Origin of the sequence: Gordonia sp. SID5947, assembly GCF_009862785.1 — a bacterium.
Classification (GTDB): domain Bacteria; phylum Actinomycetota; class Actinomycetes; order Mycobacteriales; family Mycobacteriaceae; genus Gordonia.
On record NZ_WWHU01000001.1, the window covers coordinates 23,630 to 41,731 of the forward strand.

General features: G+C 66.7%; 18 protein-coding genes, 1 tRNA gene, 1 pseudogene and 1 riboswitch. Of the genes and pseudogenes, 16 read left to right on the forward strand and 4 right to left on the reverse strand.

Going from position 1 to position 18,102, the window contains the following annotated elements; translation table 11 throughout:
* Positions 1-256: 256 nt before the first annotated feature.
* A complete protein-coding gene (locus GTV32_RS00100) occupies positions 257-3,250 on the forward strand; it encodes a UPF0182 family protein (RefSeq protein ID WP_161058442.1) in 2,994 nt (997 codons plus the stop codon).
* Between the two features lie 75 nt (positions 3,251-3,325).
* Here GTV32_RS00100 and GTV32_RS00105 read toward each other — a convergent pair whose 3' ends face one another.
* Complete coding sequence (locus GTV32_RS00105; RefSeq protein ID WP_161062232.1) at positions 3,326-3,613, reverse strand: hypothetical protein; 288 nt, start codon at positions 3,611-3,613, stop codon at positions 3,326-3,328.
* 240 nt (positions 3,614-3,853) lie between these two features.
* Here GTV32_RS00105 and GTV32_RS00110 point away from each other — a divergent pair.
* The 3 genes and pseudogenes from GTV32_RS00110 to GTV32_RS00120 all read left to right on the forward strand — a co-directional run bounded on the left by GTV32_RS00110 (position 3,854) and on the right by GTV32_RS00120 (position 6,109).
* Positions 3,854-3,930, forward strand: a tRNA-Met gene (locus GTV32_RS00110).
* A 159-nt stretch (positions 3,931-4,089) separates the two neighbouring features.
* Positions 4,090-4,958, forward strand: a pseudogene (locus tag GTV32_RS00115) (S-methyl-5'-thioadenosine phosphorylase).
* Positions 4,955-6,109: an NAD-dependent epimerase/dehydratase family protein gene (locus GTV32_RS00120; protein WP_161058443.1), complete on the forward strand. Its 1,155-nt coding sequence runs from the start codon at positions 4,955-4,957 to the stop codon at positions 6,107-6,109. The pseudogene GTV32_RS00115 and the gene GTV32_RS00120 overlap by 4 nt, the downstream one beginning before the upstream one ends.
* Here the strand turns inward: GTV32_RS00120 and GTV32_RS00125 are convergent.
* Genes GTV32_RS00125 through GTV32_RS00135 form a run of 3 tightly spaced genes read right to left on the reverse strand, consistent with a single transcriptional unit; the run spans position 6,007 to position 9,141 of the window.
* Positions 6,007-7,038 carry a HAMP domain-containing sensor histidine kinase gene (locus GTV32_RS00125; RefSeq protein ID WP_161058444.1) on the reverse strand — a complete coding sequence of 344 codons (1,032 nt, stop codon included), beginning with the start codon at positions 7,036-7,038 and terminating at the stop codon, positions 6,007-6,009. The genes GTV32_RS00120 and GTV32_RS00125 overlap by 103 nt on opposite strands.
* 10 nt (positions 7,039-7,048) lie before the next feature.
* A complete protein-coding gene (locus GTV32_RS00130; RefSeq protein ID WP_161058445.1) occupies positions 7,049-7,750 on the reverse strand; it encodes a response regulator transcription factor in 702 nt (233 codons plus the stop codon).
* Between the two features lie 20 nt (positions 7,751-7,770).
* Positions 7,771-9,141: a hypothetical protein gene (locus GTV32_RS00135; RefSeq protein ID WP_343287151.1), complete on the reverse strand. Its 1,371-nt coding sequence runs from the start codon at positions 9,139-9,141 to the stop codon at positions 7,771-7,773.
* Positions 9,142-9,256: 115 nt separating this feature from the next.
* Between GTV32_RS00135 and GTV32_RS00140 the strand changes: the two genes are divergently transcribed.
* The 12 genes from GTV32_RS00140 to GTV32_RS00195 all read left to right on the forward strand — a co-directional run bounded on the left by GTV32_RS00140 (position 9,257) and on the right by GTV32_RS00195 (position 17,957).
* Positions 9,257-9,913: a glycosyltransferase family 2 protein gene (locus tag GTV32_RS00140; RefSeq protein WP_161058446.1), complete on the forward strand. Its 657-nt coding sequence runs from the start codon at positions 9,257-9,259 to the stop codon at positions 9,911-9,913.
* Complete coding sequence (locus GTV32_RS00145) at positions 9,910-10,602, forward strand: DUF2064 domain-containing protein (RefSeq protein WP_161058447.1); 693 nt, start codon at positions 9,910-9,912, stop codon at positions 10,600-10,602. Before GTV32_RS00140 ends, GTV32_RS00145 begins: the two co-directional genes overlap by 4 nt.
* Positions 10,602-11,288 (forward strand): class I SAM-dependent methyltransferase, encoded by a 687-nt coding sequence (locus GTV32_RS00150; protein ID WP_237421455.1) that lies wholly within the window; start codon positions 10,602-10,604, stop codon positions 11,286-11,288. The genes GTV32_RS00145 and GTV32_RS00150 overlap by 1 nt, the downstream gene beginning before the upstream one ends.
* A gap of 5 nt (positions 11,289-11,293) precedes the next feature.
* Entirely contained in the window at positions 11,294-12,412 is a 1,119-nt protein-coding gene (locus GTV32_RS00155) for a molybdopterin-dependent oxidoreductase (protein ID WP_161058448.1), read from the forward strand.
* Between the two features lie 2 nt (positions 12,413-12,414).
* Positions 12,415-12,831, forward strand: a complete 417-nt coding sequence (locus GTV32_RS00160) for a hypothetical protein (RefSeq protein WP_161058449.1) — start codon at positions 12,415-12,417, stop codon at positions 12,829-12,831.
* Between the two features lie 72 nt (positions 12,832-12,903).
* Positions 12,904-13,515, forward strand: coding sequence for an MSMEG_1061 family FMN-dependent PPOX-type flavoprotein (locus GTV32_RS00165; RefSeq protein WP_161062235.1), 612 nt, complete (start codon positions 12,904-12,906; stop codon positions 13,513-13,515).
* Between the two features lie 55 nt (positions 13,516-13,570).
* Positions 13,571-13,819, forward strand: coding sequence for a DUF2630 family protein (locus GTV32_RS00170; protein ID WP_161058450.1), 249 nt, complete (start codon positions 13,571-13,573; stop codon positions 13,817-13,819).
* A 167-nt stretch (positions 13,820-13,986) separates the two neighbouring features.
* Positions 13,987-15,867 (forward strand): propionyl-CoA synthetase, encoded by a 1,881-nt coding sequence (locus GTV32_RS00175; RefSeq protein ID WP_161058451.1) that lies wholly within the window; start codon positions 13,987-13,989, stop codon positions 15,865-15,867.
* Between the two features lie 5 nt (positions 15,868-15,872).
* Entirely contained in the window at positions 15,873-16,373 is a 501-nt protein-coding gene (locus GTV32_RS00180) for a DUF6790 family protein (RefSeq protein WP_161058452.1), read from the forward strand.
* Between the two features lie 19 nt (positions 16,374-16,392).
* Positions 16,393-16,483: riboswitch (Fluoride riboswitch) on the forward strand.
* A 19-nt stretch (positions 16,484-16,502) separates the two neighbouring features.
* The gene (locus GTV32_RS00185) at positions 16,503-17,003 is read left to right on the forward strand and encodes a CrcB family protein (protein WP_161058453.1); all 501 of its coding nucleotides are present in this window, start codon (positions 16,503-16,505) and stop codon (positions 17,001-17,003) included.
* Positions 17,000-17,368, forward strand: coding sequence for a fluoride efflux transporter CrcB (gene crcB / locus GTV32_RS00190; protein ID WP_161058454.1), 369 nt, complete (start codon positions 17,000-17,002; stop codon positions 17,366-17,368). The genes GTV32_RS00185 and crcB overlap by 4 nt, the downstream gene beginning before the upstream one ends.
* 40 nt (positions 17,369-17,408) lie before the next feature.
* The gene (locus GTV32_RS00195) at positions 17,409-17,957 is read left to right on the forward strand and encodes a universal stress protein (RefSeq protein WP_161058455.1); all 549 of its coding nucleotides are present in this window, start codon (positions 17,409-17,411) and stop codon (positions 17,955-17,957) included.
* Positions 17,958-18,102: the final 145 nt, after the last annotated feature.

Here is an 18,102-nt window from a genome sequence, read left to right on the forward strand (position 1 = left end):
ATGTCCGGCGCCGACTCGCGGACCGTCTCCACGCCGGACTCGGCTGTGACATGGAACTCACCTCGGCGGCAGGGCGTTCACACTTCACGCAGGGCGTCATCGTCTCGACCTCGTCACCGAGGGTGGGGCCGACGCCCCGCGGCACGGGTGTCGGACGACCGGCACACCGGGCCAGTACAGTTGGACGGACACGAGCCCTGAGGGCGTCGTCTGGGTCGGGCCGATGCCCGAAATGAGAACTTTGGAGTGTGGGTAGGTGGGCGTACGCGGGCCGGCGGGAATGCCGACACTGTCGCGCAGGAGCAAGATCGCCATCGGGGTCGGCGTCGCCGTCCTCGTGCTGCTGCTGATCGGGCCACGATTGGTGGGGCTGGCCACCGACTGGCTGTGGTTCTCCGATGTCGGATACACCAGGGTGTTCTCCACGATCGTGTGGACGCGGGTCGTGCTGTTTCTCGTCACCGCGCTCGTGGTCGGTCTGGTCGTGTTCGGGGCCATCGCGATGGCCTATCGTTCGCGGCCGGTCTTTGTGCCGGCCTCCGGGCCGAACGATCCATTGGCCCGATATCGGGCCACCGTCATGGGTCGGACGCGATGGTTCGCGATCGCGCCGGCGGCGTTGATCGGTCTGCTCGCCGGCCTGGTGACCCAGGGGTCCTGGGCGACCGTCCAGACCTTCCTGCATGGTGAGAGCTTCGGCGTCAAGGATGCCCAGTTCGGGCTCGACGTGAGCTTCTACGCGTTCGACCTGGCGTTCTACCGGCTTGTGCTCAACCTGCTCTTCGTCACCGTGGTGATCTCGTTCCTGGCGAACCTGATCACGCATTACCTCTTCGGTGGGCTGCGTCTGGGCGGAGGAGGGGCAAAGCCGTCGATGACGACCGCGGCGCGCGTGCAACTCGCCGCGCTGGCCGGAGTTTTCCTGCTGCTCAAGGCCGTCGCCTACTGGTTCGACCGCTATTCGTTGCTGTCGAGTCAGCGCAAACAGGAGATCTTCACCGGTGCCAGTTACACCGACATCAATGCGGTGCTGCCGTCCAAGCTGATCCTGATGGCCATCGCGATCATCTGCGCGCTGGCGTTCTTCGCCGGGGTCGTGCTGCGGGACCTCCGTGTACCCGCCCTCGCGACCGCGCTGATGGTGTTGTCGGCCCTGGTCATCGGGGTGGGATGGCCGCTGGCCATGGAACAGTTCTCGGTGAAGCCGAATGCCGCGCAGAAGGAATCGGAGTACATCGCGCGGAACCTCACGGCCACCAAACAGGCGTACAAGCTGCGTGACAAAGAGGACGTCGCATACGACCAGGACTGGACCGCGACGCCTGCGGATCCGGTGGCGGTGAACAGCGACTCGGCGACGTTGTCGAACATTCGGATCCTGGATCCGAACGTCATCGCGCCGGCATTCAATCAGCGACAGTTCCTCAAGAACTTCTACGGCTTCCCGGCGCAGCTGGCTGTCGACCGGTATCGGGTCGACGGGCAGGAGCGCGACTACGTGGTCGCCGCTCGTGAACTGGATCCGTCGAAATACGGTGAGAACCAGCAGAACTGGATCAACAAGCACACCGTGTTCACCCATGGAAACGGCTTCATCGCGGCGCCGGCCAACACGGTCGACGAGGCGTCTTCGGACAGTGACAGCGATCGCGGCGGTCTGCCGGTGTTCAACGTCAGCGACCTCGAGACGATCCGGTCGGAGGATTACCAACAGAACGCACCGATCAAGGTCAAGCAGCCGCGAATCTACTTCGGCGAGCTCATCGCCAAGGTGAATCCGGACTACGCCATCGTCGGTTCGGACAACGGGGACCGCGAGTACGACGAGGATGGCAAGAACTACACCTACACCGCCGATTCCGGTGTCTCGCTGGGGAACTGGTTCAATCGGCTGTTGTACTCGGTGAAGTACACCGAGCGGAACATCCTGCTGTCGGGCGCGATCAACTCGAACTCCAAGATCATCTACGATCGCGACCCTCGGGACCGCGTGAAGAAGGTGGCCCCGTGGCTGACGCTCGACTCCAAGACCTATCCGGCGGTGATGGCCGACGGTTCGATCAAGTGGATCGTCGACGGTTACACCACGCTCGACACGTACCCGTATGCCCAGCAGATGTCGTTGCAGGGAGCCACGTCTGACGCCCAGGAGCTCAATCAGGGGCAGACCGGCCGGACGCAGATCAACCGTCAGATCTCGTATGCCCGCAACTCGGTGAAGGCCACGGTCGATGCCTACACGGGCAAGGTGGACCTGTATCAGTTCGACACCTCCGACCCGGTCTTGAAGACCTGGATGAAGGTGTTCCCCGGGACCGTCAAGTCGCGCGCCGAGCTCGACAAGAACCCGGATCTGATCTCTCACGTCCGGTACCCCGAGGACCTGTTCAAGATCCAGCGGGCGTTGCTGGCGAAGTACCACGTGTCCGACCCGGAGACCTTCTTCCGTAGCAACAACTTCTGGTCGATCCCTGCGGATCCGAGCAAGGATCAGGCAGTGCAGCAGGGGCTGAACCAGCCGCCGTATTACTTCACCGCGGCTGCACCCAACGGCACCCAGTCGCAGTTCCAGTTGACGACGGTGATGACCGGTCTGAACACCCGGAACCTGGCCGCCTACATGACGGCGTCGTCGGATCCGGAGGACTACGGCCGCATCACGGTGAAGGTGTTGCCCACGGCCAAGCAGACGGTCGGCCCGCAACAGGCGCAGGAGAACATGAAGAGCGCCGGACCGGTCGCCTCGGACCGAAAACAGGTCGAGGACACCACCCGGGTCACCTACGGCAACCTGTTGACATTGCCCGTGGGTCGCAACGGCATCCTGTATGTCGAACCGATGTACACGCAGTCGAAGACCGACGACTCGGCCATTCCCAAGCTCTATCGCGTGCTGGTCTACTACAACGCCGCGAGCGACGGTGCCAGGGTCGGCTACGCGGCAACGGTCGCCGAAGCGCTGCGCCAGGTGGGGATCAACCCCGCCGCAGTGACAGCGCCGGAGAGCGGGCCCGCCGTCGAAGGGGGCGCGAGTTCCCAGCCCGAGCAATCTGCGAATGCCGCGGCAGCCAACCCCTCGCCCGAGCAGGGACAGTCGCCGCAGCGTGACGCGGCGGTCCAGGCAATCGGGTCGGCGCTCACCGCACTGAAGGATGCCCAAGTGAAGGGAGACTTCAAGGCGTACGGTGAGGCGCTCGATCAGCTCAACCAAGCGGTGGCACAGTACGAGTCACTGCCGGCCGGCGGCTGACAGGGCCAGACAATCGCAAATGCCGGGGCGCACCAGACATTTCTGGTGCGCCCCGGCATCTGCGGTAGACGTGGGTCACTCACGGTAGCGATGCATGTATCGGTCGAGTTCCGAGTCGGTGTTGTCGGGCAAGACCGGGCTGTGATGGTGGCGGTGGTTGAGCGACAAGAAGATCGATGCGGCGAATGTGAACGCGCCGATCATCAGCAGGCCGAACAAGACGGCCGCTGCGACGTGACCGCCTGCCATCGACACGAGCCACAACGCGGCACACGCGAAACCGCCGAGAACCAGCACGTATCCGAGCACGCTCATCGGATGGTTTCCATGGCTCTCGTGATGGGGCAGATGATGAGAAGCCATCATTTCTCCTCCTTCGGTTGACGTACCGCCAGGATACGCTCCTGTGATGTTAGTCACACACCGAATGCGTGGACGGCCGTCAGAGGGGATTCGGGTCCGGTTTTGGCGACAGCCGAGCCATCTCGTCGGATCGTCGGGATTCGCCAGGGCTGCGTGATCGGACCATCGTCGCAGGTGAGCGATGGTATCGGAGGCGATTTGCATCTGGTCGGAAGGGGTGTGTAACGTTGTATTCACCAACGCGGGGTGGAGCAGCTCGGTAGCTCGCTGGGCTCATAACCCAGAGGTCGCAGGTTCAAATCCTGTCCCCGCTACCAACACGAGAACCCCCGTCCGGCACACCCGGGCGGGGGTTTTCGCATTCCCGATCCCACGCTGGGCGCCGCGCCTCCGGTCGTGACGACCATCATGACGAAACCGTGACCGATCGGTTGCAGGGGTGCCGCCGGTGACGCGCAGCGCGCACCATCGAAGACATGCGCAGCACACCTTCGGCTCCAGCGATCGGCATCATCGGCGGCACCGGCCTCTACCGGTTCTTCTCCGACGACGAGGATGTGGTGGAGACGGAGGTGGATACCCCCTTCGGTCGCCCATCCGCTCCGCTTCGAGTGGCCACGCACGGTGGGCGGCGTCTGGTGTTCCTGCCACGCCACGGGATGCATCACGAGTATCTGCCGCACCAGATCCCGTACCGGGCCAATCTGTGGGCGTTGCGGGCGTTGGGGGTCCGTCGCGTGGTCGGTGCGTGTGCGGTGGGTGGACTCAACCCGAGCTCGGGCCCGGAACCATCGCCGTGCCCGACCAGTTGATCGACCGCACCACCCGTCGCGCACAGACCTTCTTCGACAGCCCCGAGATCTGGGCCGGCGTCCGGCCTCCCGACGGCCCCGTGCACGTACAGTTCGCAGATCCGTACTGCCCGGAGCTACGTCGGTCACTCGCGACGTCGAACGACGTGGTCGACGGCGGGACGATGGTCGTCATCGAAGGTCCACGATTTTCCACTCGCGCCGAAAGTCGCTGGTATGCAGGCGAAGGCGCCTCACTCATCAACATGACCGGACAGCCCGAGGCGGTGCTCGCCCGCGAATTGAAAATGTGTTATTCGGCCGCGTGTCTCGTCACCGACCTCGACGCCGGGATCGAGTCGGGCTCGGGCGTCACGACCGCCGAGGTGTTCGCGGAGTTCGCCAGGAGCCTTCCTCGCCTTGTCGACGTGATCCGGGGAGCGGTCGAGGCCATCGACGCTGACTCCGAGTGTGACTGCGGTGCAGGCGAGCACGACGTCGACGCATTGTTCGGCGCCCGGCTCGACGCCCGGCCGGCCGTGGGTGCGCGATGACCCGGGTGCTGGTGACCGGCGCCGCCGGGTTCATCGGGTCACGGATCGTCGACGTGTTGCGAGCGGCCGATCACGACGTGGTTGGTGTGGACGCACTCATCCCGGCCGCGCACCCGGTGGATGCGAGGGTTCCGGATGGTGTGCATCGGGTCGACGTCGCCGACCACGACGCGATGCTCGACCTGCTCGACGGCATCGACGTGGTCTGTCATCAGGCGGCGATGGTCGGCGCAGGCGTGGACGCATCCGATGCACCCCGGTACGCGCGGGAGAACGACTGGGCCACCGCGCAATTGCTCGCCGCGATGTTCGAGGCCGGGTGCAGGCGACTCGTGTTGGCCTCATCGATGGTCGTCTACGGAGCGGGACGTTTCGTCGACTCCGACGGCGTTCTGGTCGGCCGGGTGGGCGATCGGCGACCCGAGGATATGCGGGCGGGACAGTTCGAGCACCTCCGCGACGGACAGCCGCTGCGCTGGGCCCTGACCGACGAGGACACGCCGTTCGCGCCGAGTACGTCCTACGCGGCCAGCAAATGTGCGCAGGAGCATTATGCGAACGCGTGGTCGGAGCAGACCGGGGGATCGGTGGTCGCGCTGCGCTACCACAACGTATACGGCCCATGGATGCCTCGTGACACACCGTATGCGGGGGTGGCGTCGCTGTTCCGGTCGCGGTTGGCCGCGGGTCTCGCGCCATTGGTATTCGAGGACGGAGACCAGATGCGCGACTTCGTGCACGTCGACGATGTCGCGGAGGCCAATCGCTGTGCGATCGAGACAACCGACTCGGCCGGTTTCCAGGCTCTCAACGTGTGCTCGGGTACCCCGATCTCGATCGGTACGGTCGCGCGCCTGTTGTCCGAGGCGGCAGATGGTCCGGCACCGGAGGTCACCGGTGGATTCCGGCTCGGCGACGTCCGGCATGTGGTTGCCGATCCGCGACGTGCTCACGAACACATCGGGTTTCGGGCGGCCATCGCGCCCGAGGTCGGCATCCCGCGCTTCGCCTCCGAACCGTTGCGGAACTCGTCCGGCCGGTCGGGGAGTCAGGCGCCCGCCGCCATCAGCGGCAAGGTCACCTCGAACCGGCTGCCGGAATCGAGATTGGACGCCACGATCGACCCCGAATGGGCGTCGACCAGTCCCTGAGCGATCGCCAGCCCCAGCCCCGCGCCGGCGGGCACACCTTCGATCGCCGACGGAGTGCGCGACGGACTTCCCCGATACGAGGTCTCGAAGATCCGTTGCAAGTCGTTCTCCGGGATACCGACGCCCGAGTCGTCCACCCGGATCCACGCATCTCCCTGCGAACTGCCGAGCGCGATGTCGATCTCACCGCCCGCCGGGGTGTGGGCCACCGCGTTCACGATGAGGTTGGTGAGGATGCGGGACAGGGCCGAAGCGCTGCCGTTGACCGTCACCGCGACGTCGGGGCAGCTGACGCGTACGGTGACGTCCGCGCGCTGGGCGAGAGTGCTTGTCGCGCCGGTCACCTCGTCGACCACCTCACGTAGGTCGATGGCCTCCATGTCCAATGTCAACGCGCCGGCGTTGATACGCGCCATCTCGAACAGGTCGTCGACCATGCGTGCCAGCCGAACAGTGTGCCGATCGATCTGCGTGGCGAAGGACGCCACCTCGCCGGGGTCGGTGACCACGCGGTCGCTCAATGCCTCGGCGAGCGCCTTGATGTCGGCCAGTGGCGTGCGGAGATCATGGCTGACCCATGCGATCAGTTCGCGCCGGGAACGTTCGGCGGCACGCTCCTGCTCGCGCATGTGGCGTTCCCACACGGTGCGTTTGGCCTGAAAACGTCCCAGCCACAGCGCTGCCGGGAGCGTCACCAGCGCCACCGCGGCCAGTACGGCGGCCGTCCGCCAGATGTCGCCGGTGAACATCATGCCGCTCACACCGAAGACGCCGACGAATGTCGCCACCATCGGGATGAGCACCATCAGCACCATGCTGATCAGCAAGGACGCGCGCCGCATGGCCACCAGCACCAGCGCGCCGGCCAACACCACGGGTGCCGTCCATGCCAACGCCAGCAACAGGATTCGTACGATCTCCGAGTTCATCGGGCGACACTCATGTCCGTGCCTCTTGCAGACCGCCGGCGGGTCGACACGACCAGCGGTATCCGCGGCCCCACACCGTCTCGATGCCGGAGGCGTCGCCGAGTTTGGCGCGTAGGCGTTTGACGTGCACCGTCACGGTCGAGAGGTCCCCGAACCGCCAGCCCCACACCCGTTCCAGCAACTCGTCACGCGAGAAGACGGTGTCGGGGTGGCCGAGGAAGAAGGTGAGCAGGTCGAACTCGCGCTTGGTGGTGGACACCGGACGGCCTGCGACCAGAACCTCCCTCGACGCGAGATCCGCAACCACCTCGCCGTCGCTCAGCCGGCCGGCCGGTGGTTCTGCCGAGACCGAGGCGCGGCGCAGCACCGACTGGACGCGCAGGCTCAGCTCACGAGGACTGAACGGTTTCGCGACATAGTCGTCGGCCCCGGATTCGAGGCCCAGCACGCGGTCCTCGGCCTCCCCGAGCGCCGTCAGCATGATGATGGGCAGGTTCGGGTGGCTGCCGGAACGGATGCGGCGGCAGACGTCGATCCCGTCGACGTCAGGCATCATCACATCCAGGATCGCCAGGTCGATCTGATTCCGTTCGAGTTCGTCGAGGGCCTGACTGCCCGACCCCACCACCATGACATTCATACCGTCGCGTTCGAGATAGCGGCGGACGACGTCGGCGACCACCGGGTCGTCATCGGCGACGAGAATGTGCATGAGGTCACCCCACACCCCTCTCACCAGTACGTCAACACAAGATGATTGACCGCAAGCGCAAGGACCACCTGAGCCGCAAGCCACATCCGCTGCCGACCGATGGGTAGCAGAGCCGTACTCACCATCGTCCACAGGCTGAACGCCAGCCAGATCCGCTCGGTCTCGGCCTTGCTCAGCGCGCTCAGGTCGGCCGCGACGATGGCCAGCAGGCCGGCGAGGGCAAGCAGCACGCCGGGATGACGCCACATCCGTGCGCCGAAGATGCGGCCGAGTCCGGCGGGCACGGCCGGCCCGACGGCGAACAGTGTTGCCGCGACGTTCGCCCACCCCCAATACGCGAACGGTCGGATGGACGCGATGCCCTGGTAGTAGCGGTCGACCACCATGTGGTAGCCGTCGAACCACCAGAAACCGAAGGCCCGGAACACCCCGGCGACGGCCAGTGCAGCAGGCACGGCGACGAGCAGCGGCCGCCCGGTGCGGGCCGCGATGAGCACCGCGAGGACGACGAAGCCGATGAGCACCAGCCCGTAGTTGAGGAAGATCGAGAAGCCGAGGAAGGCTCCTCCGAGGAGCCCGAATGCTGCGCCGACGACACCGCGCCGGTGGGTGGCCATCGCGACGAAGGCGACACCCCAGGCGGCCACCGCCATGAAGTAGCCGTCGGCGGACACCCCCACCCAGACAAGGCCGGGAAAGAGCACCAGGAACGGCGCACAGCGGCGTGCCCAGTCCTCGGCACCGAGACTCCGGAGTGTCATCATCACCGCGACCAGGGCGCTGCACCCGGTCAGCACGCACCACAACCCCGCCCAGCCTCCGCCACCGAGGCCGAGGCGGTCGAGCCACACGAACGTGATGAGCGCGCCGGGTGGATGTCCCGACACATGGGTGGTCCACGAGTCCGGCTGGTGGTCGAGGATACGGCGCGAGAACGTCGCCAGCATGCCCGGGATGCTGTGGACCCCGGGAACTTCCGCCAGATACTCGTCGGGGCGGACGAGGCGTCCGGCGATGCCGCGCTGCCATCCGTCGATCAACGCCAGGCTGAGCGTCCAGGCCACCGCGGTCGCCCACACGGTGATCGTGAGCGCCGTCCAGCGCAGACGGGATGCCCAACCGGGGAACAGCATCACCGCGGCGGCGCCGATCACAACGGCGGGGATCGATCCAGGGCCGAGGTGCGGATGCCATCGGCCGAACAGTGGTGCTGCTCCGGCGAAGATCCTGCCCTGCAGATCGTCTCCCATGACGATCGGTACGACGATCGCCGCGACCACCACGGCAACCGCCGCGGAGACCCACACCACGTCGCCGCGCGCCGGCCTGCGGCGGGCCGCGGGTTCCTCGGTGGGCAGATGGGTGGCGGGGGATGCCGTCGGTGACCTCACATGCTCACCGTAAGAGCCGGGTGGGCCCGGACGACAGTGCTGCGGCAGCGACGTCATACTTCCGTCACCGCCCGAACCCTGTTCACGGTGGGTCGCCGCTCATAGCGTGAAACCCATGAACGAGGTCGACGTATCCGTCATCATTCCCTGTCGAGATGAGCGAGGGGCAATCGCCTCTGTCCTGCAAGGTGTTCCGGACGGCTACGAGGTGATCGTGGTGGACAACGGGTCCACCGACGGTACCGCGGACGTCGCGGCTGCACACGGTGCTCGGGTGATCACCGAGCAGCGGCCCGGATACGGATCGGCCGTCCACGCCGGGGTGCTGGCGGCACGACGCCCGATCATCTGCACGATCGACGGAGACGGGTCGATGTCGCCGAACGAACTGCCTGCGCTGGTCGAGCGATTGTGTGCGGGAATCGATCTCGCCGTCGGACGACGAAGGCCCACGAGGCCCGAGGCATGGCCTGTCCATGCGCGGGCCGGCTCGGTGGCCACCGCATGGTGGCTTCGCCGACGGTACGGACTGGCGGTCAACGACATCGGCCCCATGCGGGCAATCGAGCGGGACCGCCTGCTGGCCCTCGGTATCGAGGACCGCCGGTCCGGGTACCCGGTCGAACTGCTGGTCCGCGCGGCACGATCGGGTATGCGGGTGAGTGAGTGCCCGGTCACCTACACGCCGCGGACGGCCGGCCGGTCGAAAGTGTCCGGCTCCCTTGCCGGGTCGGTGCGGGCTGGCCGAGACTTCTTGGCGGCCTTGTCATGAGAACCCCGGAAGCGCAGGGCGCCGACACGGTGCTCATCGTGGCGAAGGCGCCGGTCCCCGGTGTGGCCAAGACACGACTCATCCCGAGATTCGGGCCGCGAGCGGCGGCCGAACTCGCCGCGGCCGCACTCGCCGACACCATCCGAACCGCCTGCGCGACAGGCTTGGAGGTCGTCGTCGCTATGACCGGTGACCCGGCTCAAGGTGTGCGATGGGCCGAGATCACGGAGCTCCTCCGGTCGTGCACCGTCATCGCTCAGCGTGGTGACACCTTCGGTGAGCGGCTACGCAACGCCCACATCGATGTGGTGGATTCCGGTGCCGGACGGGTGCTGCAGATCGGGATGGACACTCCGCAGGTGAGCCCGCCGGATCTGTTGTCGGGTGTCGAGCTGTTACGACCGGATACGGCCGTTCTCGGGCCCGCCGCCGACGGTGGCTGGTGGGCGCTGGGACTTGTCGGGGCTCGCGGGGCCGATGTGCTGCCCACTATCCCGATGTCGACCCCGTTCACCTGGGCGAGTACCGACCGCGGGTTGCGCAGCGAGGGGATGACGGTGCAACCGTTGCGCATGCACTCCGACGTCGATCGGCCCGACGACGTCGCGTCGGTGGCCGGGCTGTGTCCACCGCAGAGTGCGTTTGCGACCGCGGTACGCGCGCTCGATTCCTACGGCGTGAGCGCCTGATGACCGCCGACCCCGATCAGAATCCGATCGATCCGCCTTCCGGGCCGGCGGACGTGTCGCCGACCCACGACCTACTCCTGCGCGACGACGAGTGTTTCCTCCGGCACGTCGACGGATCGGTGCAGCGGTTACCGGTGGCGCGGTGGCGCGGGGAGTCGAGAGATCCCGCGGATCGGATCTTCGACGAGGAACTGGTTTCCCGGTGTGCGGGCGCCACCATCGATCTCGGCTGCGGTCCGGGCCGCTTCGTGGCGGCACTGACCGCGCGGGACCGGGTGGCGCTCGGCGTGGACCATAGTCGTGCCGCCGTGGCCGAGACGCGTCGTCGTGGTGCGGTCGCACTCTGCCGCAACATCTTCGACAGACTGCCCGGCGAAGGGAGATGGCAGAACGTGCTGGTGATGGACGGCAACATCGGGATCGGGGGTGATCCGACCCGTGTGCTCCGGCGAGCCGCTGACCTGATCGAGGCGGCCGGGGTGGTTCACGTGGAACTCGATCCCGACGTCGAGCACGTCGACCATCAGACCGTCCGGCTCGAGTCCGGAAGTGCGGTCGGCCCGTGGTTTCGGTGGGCGCGGCTGGGTGTTCTCGGGCTCGAGGACGCGGCCCGGGAGAGTGCGCTGGCGGTCCGATCGATTCGCCGGATATCTGAACGTGAAGTGGCGGAACTGGTCTCACGGTGATCCACGTGGTCGAGGCGGACGAAGCGGAGCACGAGCGGCGTGGTCGTGCGACACGCGTCGGACTGGCGCTCGCCACCTGTTTCGCGGTCTGTTTCATCACCGGTCTGGTGAGTCACTGGATTCAGCATCCGCCGGGCTGGTTCGCCTGGCCCTCGACACCGGTGTGGCTCTACCGCACCACACAAGGAATCCACGTGCTGTCGGGCATCGCAGCGATCCCCTTGCTGCTGATCAAGCTCGCGGTGGTCTACCGCAAACTCTTCGAGCGACCCCTGATCGGATCGCCGGTGCGTCTCGTCGAGCGGTTGTCGATCGCGGTTCTGGTGTCCGCGAGCATCTTCCAGCTCCTGACCGGTCTGCTCAACATCGCCCAGTGGTATCCGTGGCGCTTCTTCTTCACCAGCACCCATCATGCGATGGCCTATATCGTCGTCGGCGCTCTGCTCGTGCACATCGCGGCGAAACTCCCGATGATCCGTGACGCTCTGAGCGAAGGGGAGCGGCCGGCCGAGGAGGCCGATCGACCCGGTCTCGGCGGCATCGATCGGCGGACCCTCCTGATGGCCGGAGGTGGTGCGGTGGTGGTCGCCGTCGCGGCATTCGCCGGGCAGACCGTACCGGCGCTTCGGCGTGTCGCCGTGTTCGCGCCACGCAGCGGCGCAGGCCCGCAAGGGCTGCCGGTCAATCGCACCGCCGAGCAGGCGCAGGTGACCGCGGACGCGACATCGGACTCCTACCGTCTGGTCGTGTCCGGCCCGGATGGGGACGCCTCGTGGGATCTGGCGGGGTTGTGCGCCCTGCCGCAGCACACCGAGTCGTTGCCGATCACGTGCGTCGAAGGGTGGAGTGCGGACGCGGTGTGGACCGGGGTACGACTGCGCGACCTGGTACGGACGGTCGGTGGGTCCATCGAGACCCCCGTACGGGTGATGTCCATGGAACAGGGGCCGTACGCGGTCAGCACTGTGCCGTCGGCGCACGTCGCCGATCCGCGCACCTTGCTCGCCCTGCGCTTGCACGGCGCGGACCTCGACATCGACCACGGCTTCCCGTGCCGGCTCATCGCCCCGGACCTTCCCGGGGTGATGCAGACGAAGTGGGTGGCCAGGATCGAGGTGTCGTGACGATGGTGAGGATCATCCGGGCCACTCTGGCGCTGACCGGGTGCGTGCTGGTCATCCGCGGTCTGATGCTGATCTGGTCGTTCTCCTCGAGCGATCAGGTCTCCATCGTGCTGTGGCTGGCGGCCGGGCTGTTGATCCATGACCTGGTCTTCGCGCCGCTGTGCCTGCTCGTCGCGGCGATCACGCGGCGCGCCCTCCCGCCTGGGTGGTGCACACCTGTGCTGCTCGCGCTCGCGTACACGAACCTGCTGGTCCTGCTCGCATTGCCGGTGCTCGCACCGCGCCCGGCGGGGGAACGGCCGGACAACGCGACCATCCTCGACCGGCCGTTCGGCTGGGGGCTGACCATCGCGATCCTGCTGGTCTGGGCGGTGGTCGGTGTTGTGCTGCTGGTCAGGGCGCGCACGCGGCGACCGTAGGAATCGGCGCGGGGACGCTGCGCAGATCGACGGGATTCGTCTGACCGCGCGTGCGGTGAGACCATGGGTGCCGTGGAGATCACCACCGAGGAACAACTGCGCGGGATAGTCGGCCATCCGCACGAAACCGTCGTGACGAAGGTCCGGCGGTCGCTGCAGCAGGTCCACGTCGACTGGCTCGCAGCGACCCCGATCATCTTCCTCGCGACGTCGGATGCCACCGGCGGTCTCGACGTGTCGCCGAAAGGCGATCCGCCCGGCAAGGTCGTGCACGTCATAGACGAGACACGGATCGCGATCCCGGAACGTCCCGGCAACCGGCGCGTCGACGGCTATGTCAACATCTTGCAGAATCCGCACATCGGCACGATTGCGGTGATCCCGGGTCGCGGAGACACGCTGCGGATCAACGGTTCGGCCCGGATTGTCGACGACGGCGACTATTTCGATCGGCTCGCGGTCAAGGGTCGGCGCCCCATCCTGGCCGTCGAGGTGGATGTGGAGGAAGTGTTCTTTCATTGTTCCAAGGCCTTCTTGCGCTCTGATCTCTGGCGCCCGGACACCTGGCAACCGAATGCGCTGCCCAGCATGGCGAAGATCACCAAGACGCTGATGCCCGAACTCGACGAGGCCGAGCTCGAGGAAGGGTTCGCGGAGACCAATTTCCGCAAGTGGCTGTACTGACCGGCCGGCGACGATCGGGCGCACGCCGGCCGGCGGCGAGGGCTACCGTTGGGCCATGGCCACCGACAAGACGATCCATGCACACATCACCGATCTGATCGCCGAAGAACGCGAGCTGCGTGACAAGCTCGGGCGGGGCGAGATCTCCCGAGAAGAGGAGAACAGCAGGCTGCGCGACGTCGAGGTGTCACTCGACCAGTGCTGGGACCTGTTGCGTCAGCGGCAGGCCAAACGTGACGCCGGCGCTGATCCCGACGATGCGTCGGTACGCCCTGCCGACACAGTCGAGAAGTATCTGGACTGACGAGCTGTAGGACCAGATTCTCACCCCGCCGACCGGAACCCGCGGTGCCGATGAGCGCCGGGGCGGGGCGCCGGGAAACCGATGTCGGGGGCCCGACCGCATGGCTACGCTCGTAGCGATGAACAGCACCGTCGATCAGACGCGGTGAGCGAGGAGGAGGGACGGCGATGGGTCGATACAGCGAAGCGTTCGCGCAGGCGAGAGATGATCGCGAGAGCTTCTGGCTCGCGGCGGCCGACGGTGTCGATTGGGTGTCGCCACCCACCAGGGCGCTCGACGACTCCGCCGCCCCCTTCTTCCGCTGGTTCCCCGACGCAACACTGAACACCTCGTACAACGCTCTCGACCGTCACGTCGAGGCCGGTCACGGAGAGCGGGCCGCGCTCATCTGGGATTCGGCGATGACTGACGAGATCCGCACGTACAGCTACGCCGAATTGCTCGACGAGGTGTCCCGGTTTGCCGGTGTGCTCGCGTCGAACGGCGTGTCGGCGGGCGATCGAGTGGTGATCTACATGCCGATGATCCCTGAGGCCGCGATCGCGATGCTCGCCTGTGCACGGATCGGAGCGGTGCACTCGGTGGTGTTCGGCGGCTTCGCGGCCCGCGAGTTGGCAACGCGTATCGACGACGCCGAACCGGTCGCGATCGTCACCGCGTCGGGAGGTCTGGAGCCGGGGCGATCGGTGCCGTATCTGCCGATGGTGGCCCGGGCCCTCGAACTCGCCTCGTCGCCGCCGGCCACGATCATCGTCAAGGACAGGCCCGAGATCGATGGCAGCGCAGCCGATCACGATGGTTGGCTCGACTGGGACACGTCGATGGCCGATGCCCGTGCGGTGGGCCCGGCGACGGTGGCAGCGACCGACCCGCTCTACATCCTGTACACCTCGGGTACCACCGGCAAGCCCAAAGGGGTGGTCCGCGACAACGGCGGTCACGCCGTCGCGCTCACCTGGTCGATGGGCAACATCTACGGCATCGAGCCCGGCGACGTGTGGTGGACGGCGTCTGATGTCGGCTGGGTGGTCGGGCATTCCTACATCGTCTACGGTCCTTTGCTGATCGGTGCGACGACGGTCATGTACGAGGGCAAGCCGGTGGGGACTCCCGACGCCGGGGCGTTCTGGCGGGTGATCGCCGATCATGGTGTGCGAGCGCTGTTCACCGCGCCGACCGCGATCCGTGCCATCCGCAAGGCAGACCCGGAAGCCGACGAACTCGCGCGGCACGACACGTCCTCTCTACGAACGTTGTTCGCGGCCGGCGAGCGGCTGGATCCGGATACCTTCGCGTGGGCCACCCGCGTGCTCGGTGTACCCGTCGTCGACCATTGGTGGCAGACGGAGACGGGCTGGGCGATCGCGGCGAATCTTCGTGGGCTGGAAGCGATGCCGTTGAAACCCGGGTCGCCGACGGTGCCCGTGCCGGGCTACCGCGTCGGGATCGTGGACGCCACCGGCAACAAGCTGGCAGCGGGGCAGGAGGGCAACATCGTCATCGAGCTGCCGCTTCCGCCAGGAACATTGACCGGCCTGTGGCGCGACGAGGAGCGTTTCCGCGCCTCCTACCTGTCCACGTTCGAGGGTCACTACCTGACCGGCGATTCAGGTTATGTGGACGACGACGGATACGTCTTCGTTCTCGGGCGATCCGACGACGTCATCAACGTCGCCGGACATCGCCTCTCCACCGGCAGCATCGAGGCGGTCGTCGCGTCGCACCCCGCGGTCGCGGAGTGCGCGGTGATCGGCATCCACGACGACCTCAAGGGACAACGACCGAGCGGTTACGTCGTCCTCAAGGCGGGAGTCGAGATCGAACCGGACACCCTGCGAGATGAACTGGTGGCCATGGTGCGCGACGAGATCGGCGCCGTCGCCACGTTCCGCGACGTCACGGTGGTGCCTGCCCTGCCGAAGACCCGGTCGGGAAAGATCCTGCGCAAGACGATGCGCCAGATCGCCGACCACGAGGACTACACGGTGCCGTCGACCATCGAGGATGTCGACGTGCTCACAGATCTCGCGAAACAGCTGGGTGGCTGACGCCGATGGCCCGAGCCGGCAGCGCGGTCGACCGGGCGCTGCGGCTGTCGATCAAGCTGATCCCGTTTGTGGGTCTCGTCGGTACCGTGGTGTCCACGATCGTCGACGCCGCGACGGCGGGCGGTGACATCGGGTCCGACCTCCTGGCGAACTCCATCCTCTGGATGATCGGCGTACAGGGATGGATGACCGGCTTCGGGCACATGTTCTTCGGCGAGCCGATCGCCGAATCCATCGGCTGGCCGGCGAGAACCCCGTGGCAGTGGGAGGTAGGGCTGGCCAGCCTGGCGACGGGCGTCCTCGGCGTGATCGCATCCGCATTCGGCTCCGAGTTCTGGCTGGCGACGATCATCGCGTTCGCGGTGTTCTACCTCGGGGCGGCAGTCGGGCATGTGCGAGAGATGGTGACCCATCACAACTTCTCGCCCGGCAATGCCGGCCCGATCTTCTTCTTCGATGTGCTCATGCCGATCTATCTGATCGTGTTGTACCTGGTCGCCACGTGAGGGCGACCGCGGGTATAGGGTGTCGTCGGGTGATGGATCTCGCCCGGGAGCGATGGCAGGCGCCGTCGATGCCCGAACCGCCGTTGCCGGCTGATGGTTCCTGTTCCGATTGACGGAAGGGGCTGCTGCATGGGTTCAGATCATTTCGCGGATCGCTCGTATCCGGACGATTCACATGCCGAGCTGCCCATCGATCCCGACGTCATCCGTCCCCTTCATCTGCGGGTATCCGCGCTTGCCTGGGTCTTTGCCGGTGGTATGGCGGGCACCGGGTTGCGCTACGGCGTCGAGCAGTTGCTGCCGGCCGAGGGAACGGGTTGGCCGTGGGGCACGTTCCTGGTGAATCTGCTCGGTGCATTCCTCCTCGGTGCGTTGCTGGAAGGTCTGACGCTCGTGGGCGACGACGACGGATGGCGCCGCCGCACGAGGCTGTTGGCGGGAACCGGGTTCTGCGGTTCGTTCACCACCTACAGCACGTTCGCGCTCGAGGCCTCGTTGCTCACCCACCGTGGCGCGCCGCTGGTCGCGGCCGGATACGGGGTCACCACCGTGGTTGCCGGGCTGTTCTGTGCGTGGCTCGGGATCGCGTCGGTGGGCTCGGTGTTGCGTCGGGGAGGTGAGGTGTCGTGACGGTCGTCGCGGTGATGCTGGCCGGTGCACTGGGCGCGGTTGCACGCTTTGTGCTGGACGGGGCGATCAAACAGTGGCGGCCGACGACCTTCCCCTGGGCGACGTTCGTCATCAACGTCAGCGGTTCGTTGCTGCTCGGGGTGCTGGCCGGACTGGTCATGTTCCACACCGCGCCGACGGGGTGGCAGACCGTCGTCGGGACCGGATTCTGTGGTGGCTATACGACTTTCAGCACCGCGAGTTTCGAGACGGTGCGACTGGCCGAACAGCGTCGGACCTTGTCGGCCACGGTGTACGCGATCGGGTCGCTGCTCGTCAGCTCGGTCGCGTGCGGGACAGGGCTGGTGCTGGCGTGGGCGATCTGACCGTTGGGTGCGGGGCGCCGACTGCACGAAAGGCCATGTGATGGAGCGTGAAGTCGACTTCGGTCAGGGCTCGGGGCCGACACCGTTGCGACGCAGCGTGCCGGGGCCGCAGCCGCGTGACGCTGCTCGCGCCAGTCTGGTCGTGGGGTGGGATCGTCATCCGGACAGCACGGCGGCATTGCGTTTCGCCGTCGACCTCGCGCACCGGCTGACCGCGCATGTTCACGTCGTGCACATCGTCGATCTCGATGACATACCGGTGGATCCCGATGCGCCGGACTGGGAGGAGCAGTTGCGTGCCACCATCACCGGAGAGGCCGCCCGCGCCCGTGAACTGCTCGACGGTCTGGCCGCGTCGTGGACTTATCACAGCGGGCACGGGGGCGCCGCCGAACTTCTCGCCATCGTCGCCGAGCGGTATTCCGCGCTGATGGTGGTGATCGGAAGTCCACGTGGCGGCATGATGTCCCACCTGGATTCCGTTCTGGGCCAGTCCGTCGCCCAGGGCCTGATCGGAAAGCGCCGGACCCCGGTGCTTCTCGTGCCCGGAACGGAATCGTCGGACGAGGGCGGTCCGCCGGCGGGGTAGGTGTATCGAGGGTCCGGGTGGTCTCGATACGGCGCTCACTTCGTTCGCACCTACTCGACCGGCGTGGGCGGCCTCACTCGTTCGCACCTACTCGACCAGCGGGCAGACCGTCGGTCGAGTAGGCGACGAGCGTAGCGAGGAGACG

Bases quoted from the DNA above. Each gene is read 5' to 3' on its own strand.
- GTV32_RS00105 (WP_161062232.1), bottom strand. From the start codon at position 3,613: ATGGCTTCTCATCATCTGCCCCATCACGAGAGCCATGGAAACCATCCG.
- GTV32_RS00120 (WP_161058443.1), top strand. From the start codon at position 4,955: ATGACCCGGGTGCTGGTGACCGGCGCCGCCGGGTTCATCGGGTCACGG.
- GTV32_RS00125 (WP_161058444.1), bottom strand. From the start codon at position 7,038: ATGAACTCGGAGATCGTACGAATCCTGTTGCTGGCGTTGGCATGGACG.
- GTV32_RS00130 (WP_161058445.1), bottom strand. From the start codon at position 7,750: ATGCACATTCTCGTCGCCGATGACGACCCGGTGGTCGCCGACGTCGTC.
- GTV32_RS00140 (WP_161058446.1), top strand. From the start codon at position 9,257: ATGAACGAGGTCGACGTATCCGTCATCATTCCCTGTCGAGATGAGCGA.
- GTV32_RS00145 (WP_161058447.1), top strand. From the start codon at position 9,910: ATGAGAACCCCGGAAGCGCAGGGCGCCGACACGGTGCTCATCGTGGCG.
- GTV32_RS00150 (WP_237421455.1), top strand. From the start codon at position 10,602: ATGACCGCCGACCCCGATCAGAATCCGATCGATCCGCCTTCCGGGCCG.
- GTV32_RS00160 (WP_161058449.1), top strand. From the start codon at position 12,415: ATGGTGAGGATCATCCGGGCCACTCTGGCGCTGACCGGGTGCGTGCTG.
- GTV32_RS00170 (WP_161058450.1), top strand. From the start codon at position 13,571: ATGGCCACCGACAAGACGATCCATGCACACATCACCGATCTGATCGCC.
- GTV32_RS00175 (WP_161058451.1), top strand. From the start codon at position 13,987: ATGGGTCGATACAGCGAAGCGTTCGCGCAGGCGAGAGATGATCGCGAG.
- GTV32_RS00180 (WP_161058452.1), top strand. From the start codon at position 15,873: ATGGCCCGAGCCGGCAGCGCGGTCGACCGGGCGCTGCGGCTGTCGATC.
- GTV32_RS00185 (WP_161058453.1), top strand. From the start codon at position 16,503: ATGGGTTCAGATCATTTCGCGGATCGCTCGTATCCGGACGATTCACAT.
- GTV32_RS00195 (WP_161058455.1), top strand. From the start codon at position 17,409: ATGGAGCGTGAAGTCGACTTCGGTCAGGGCTCGGGGCCGACACCGTTG.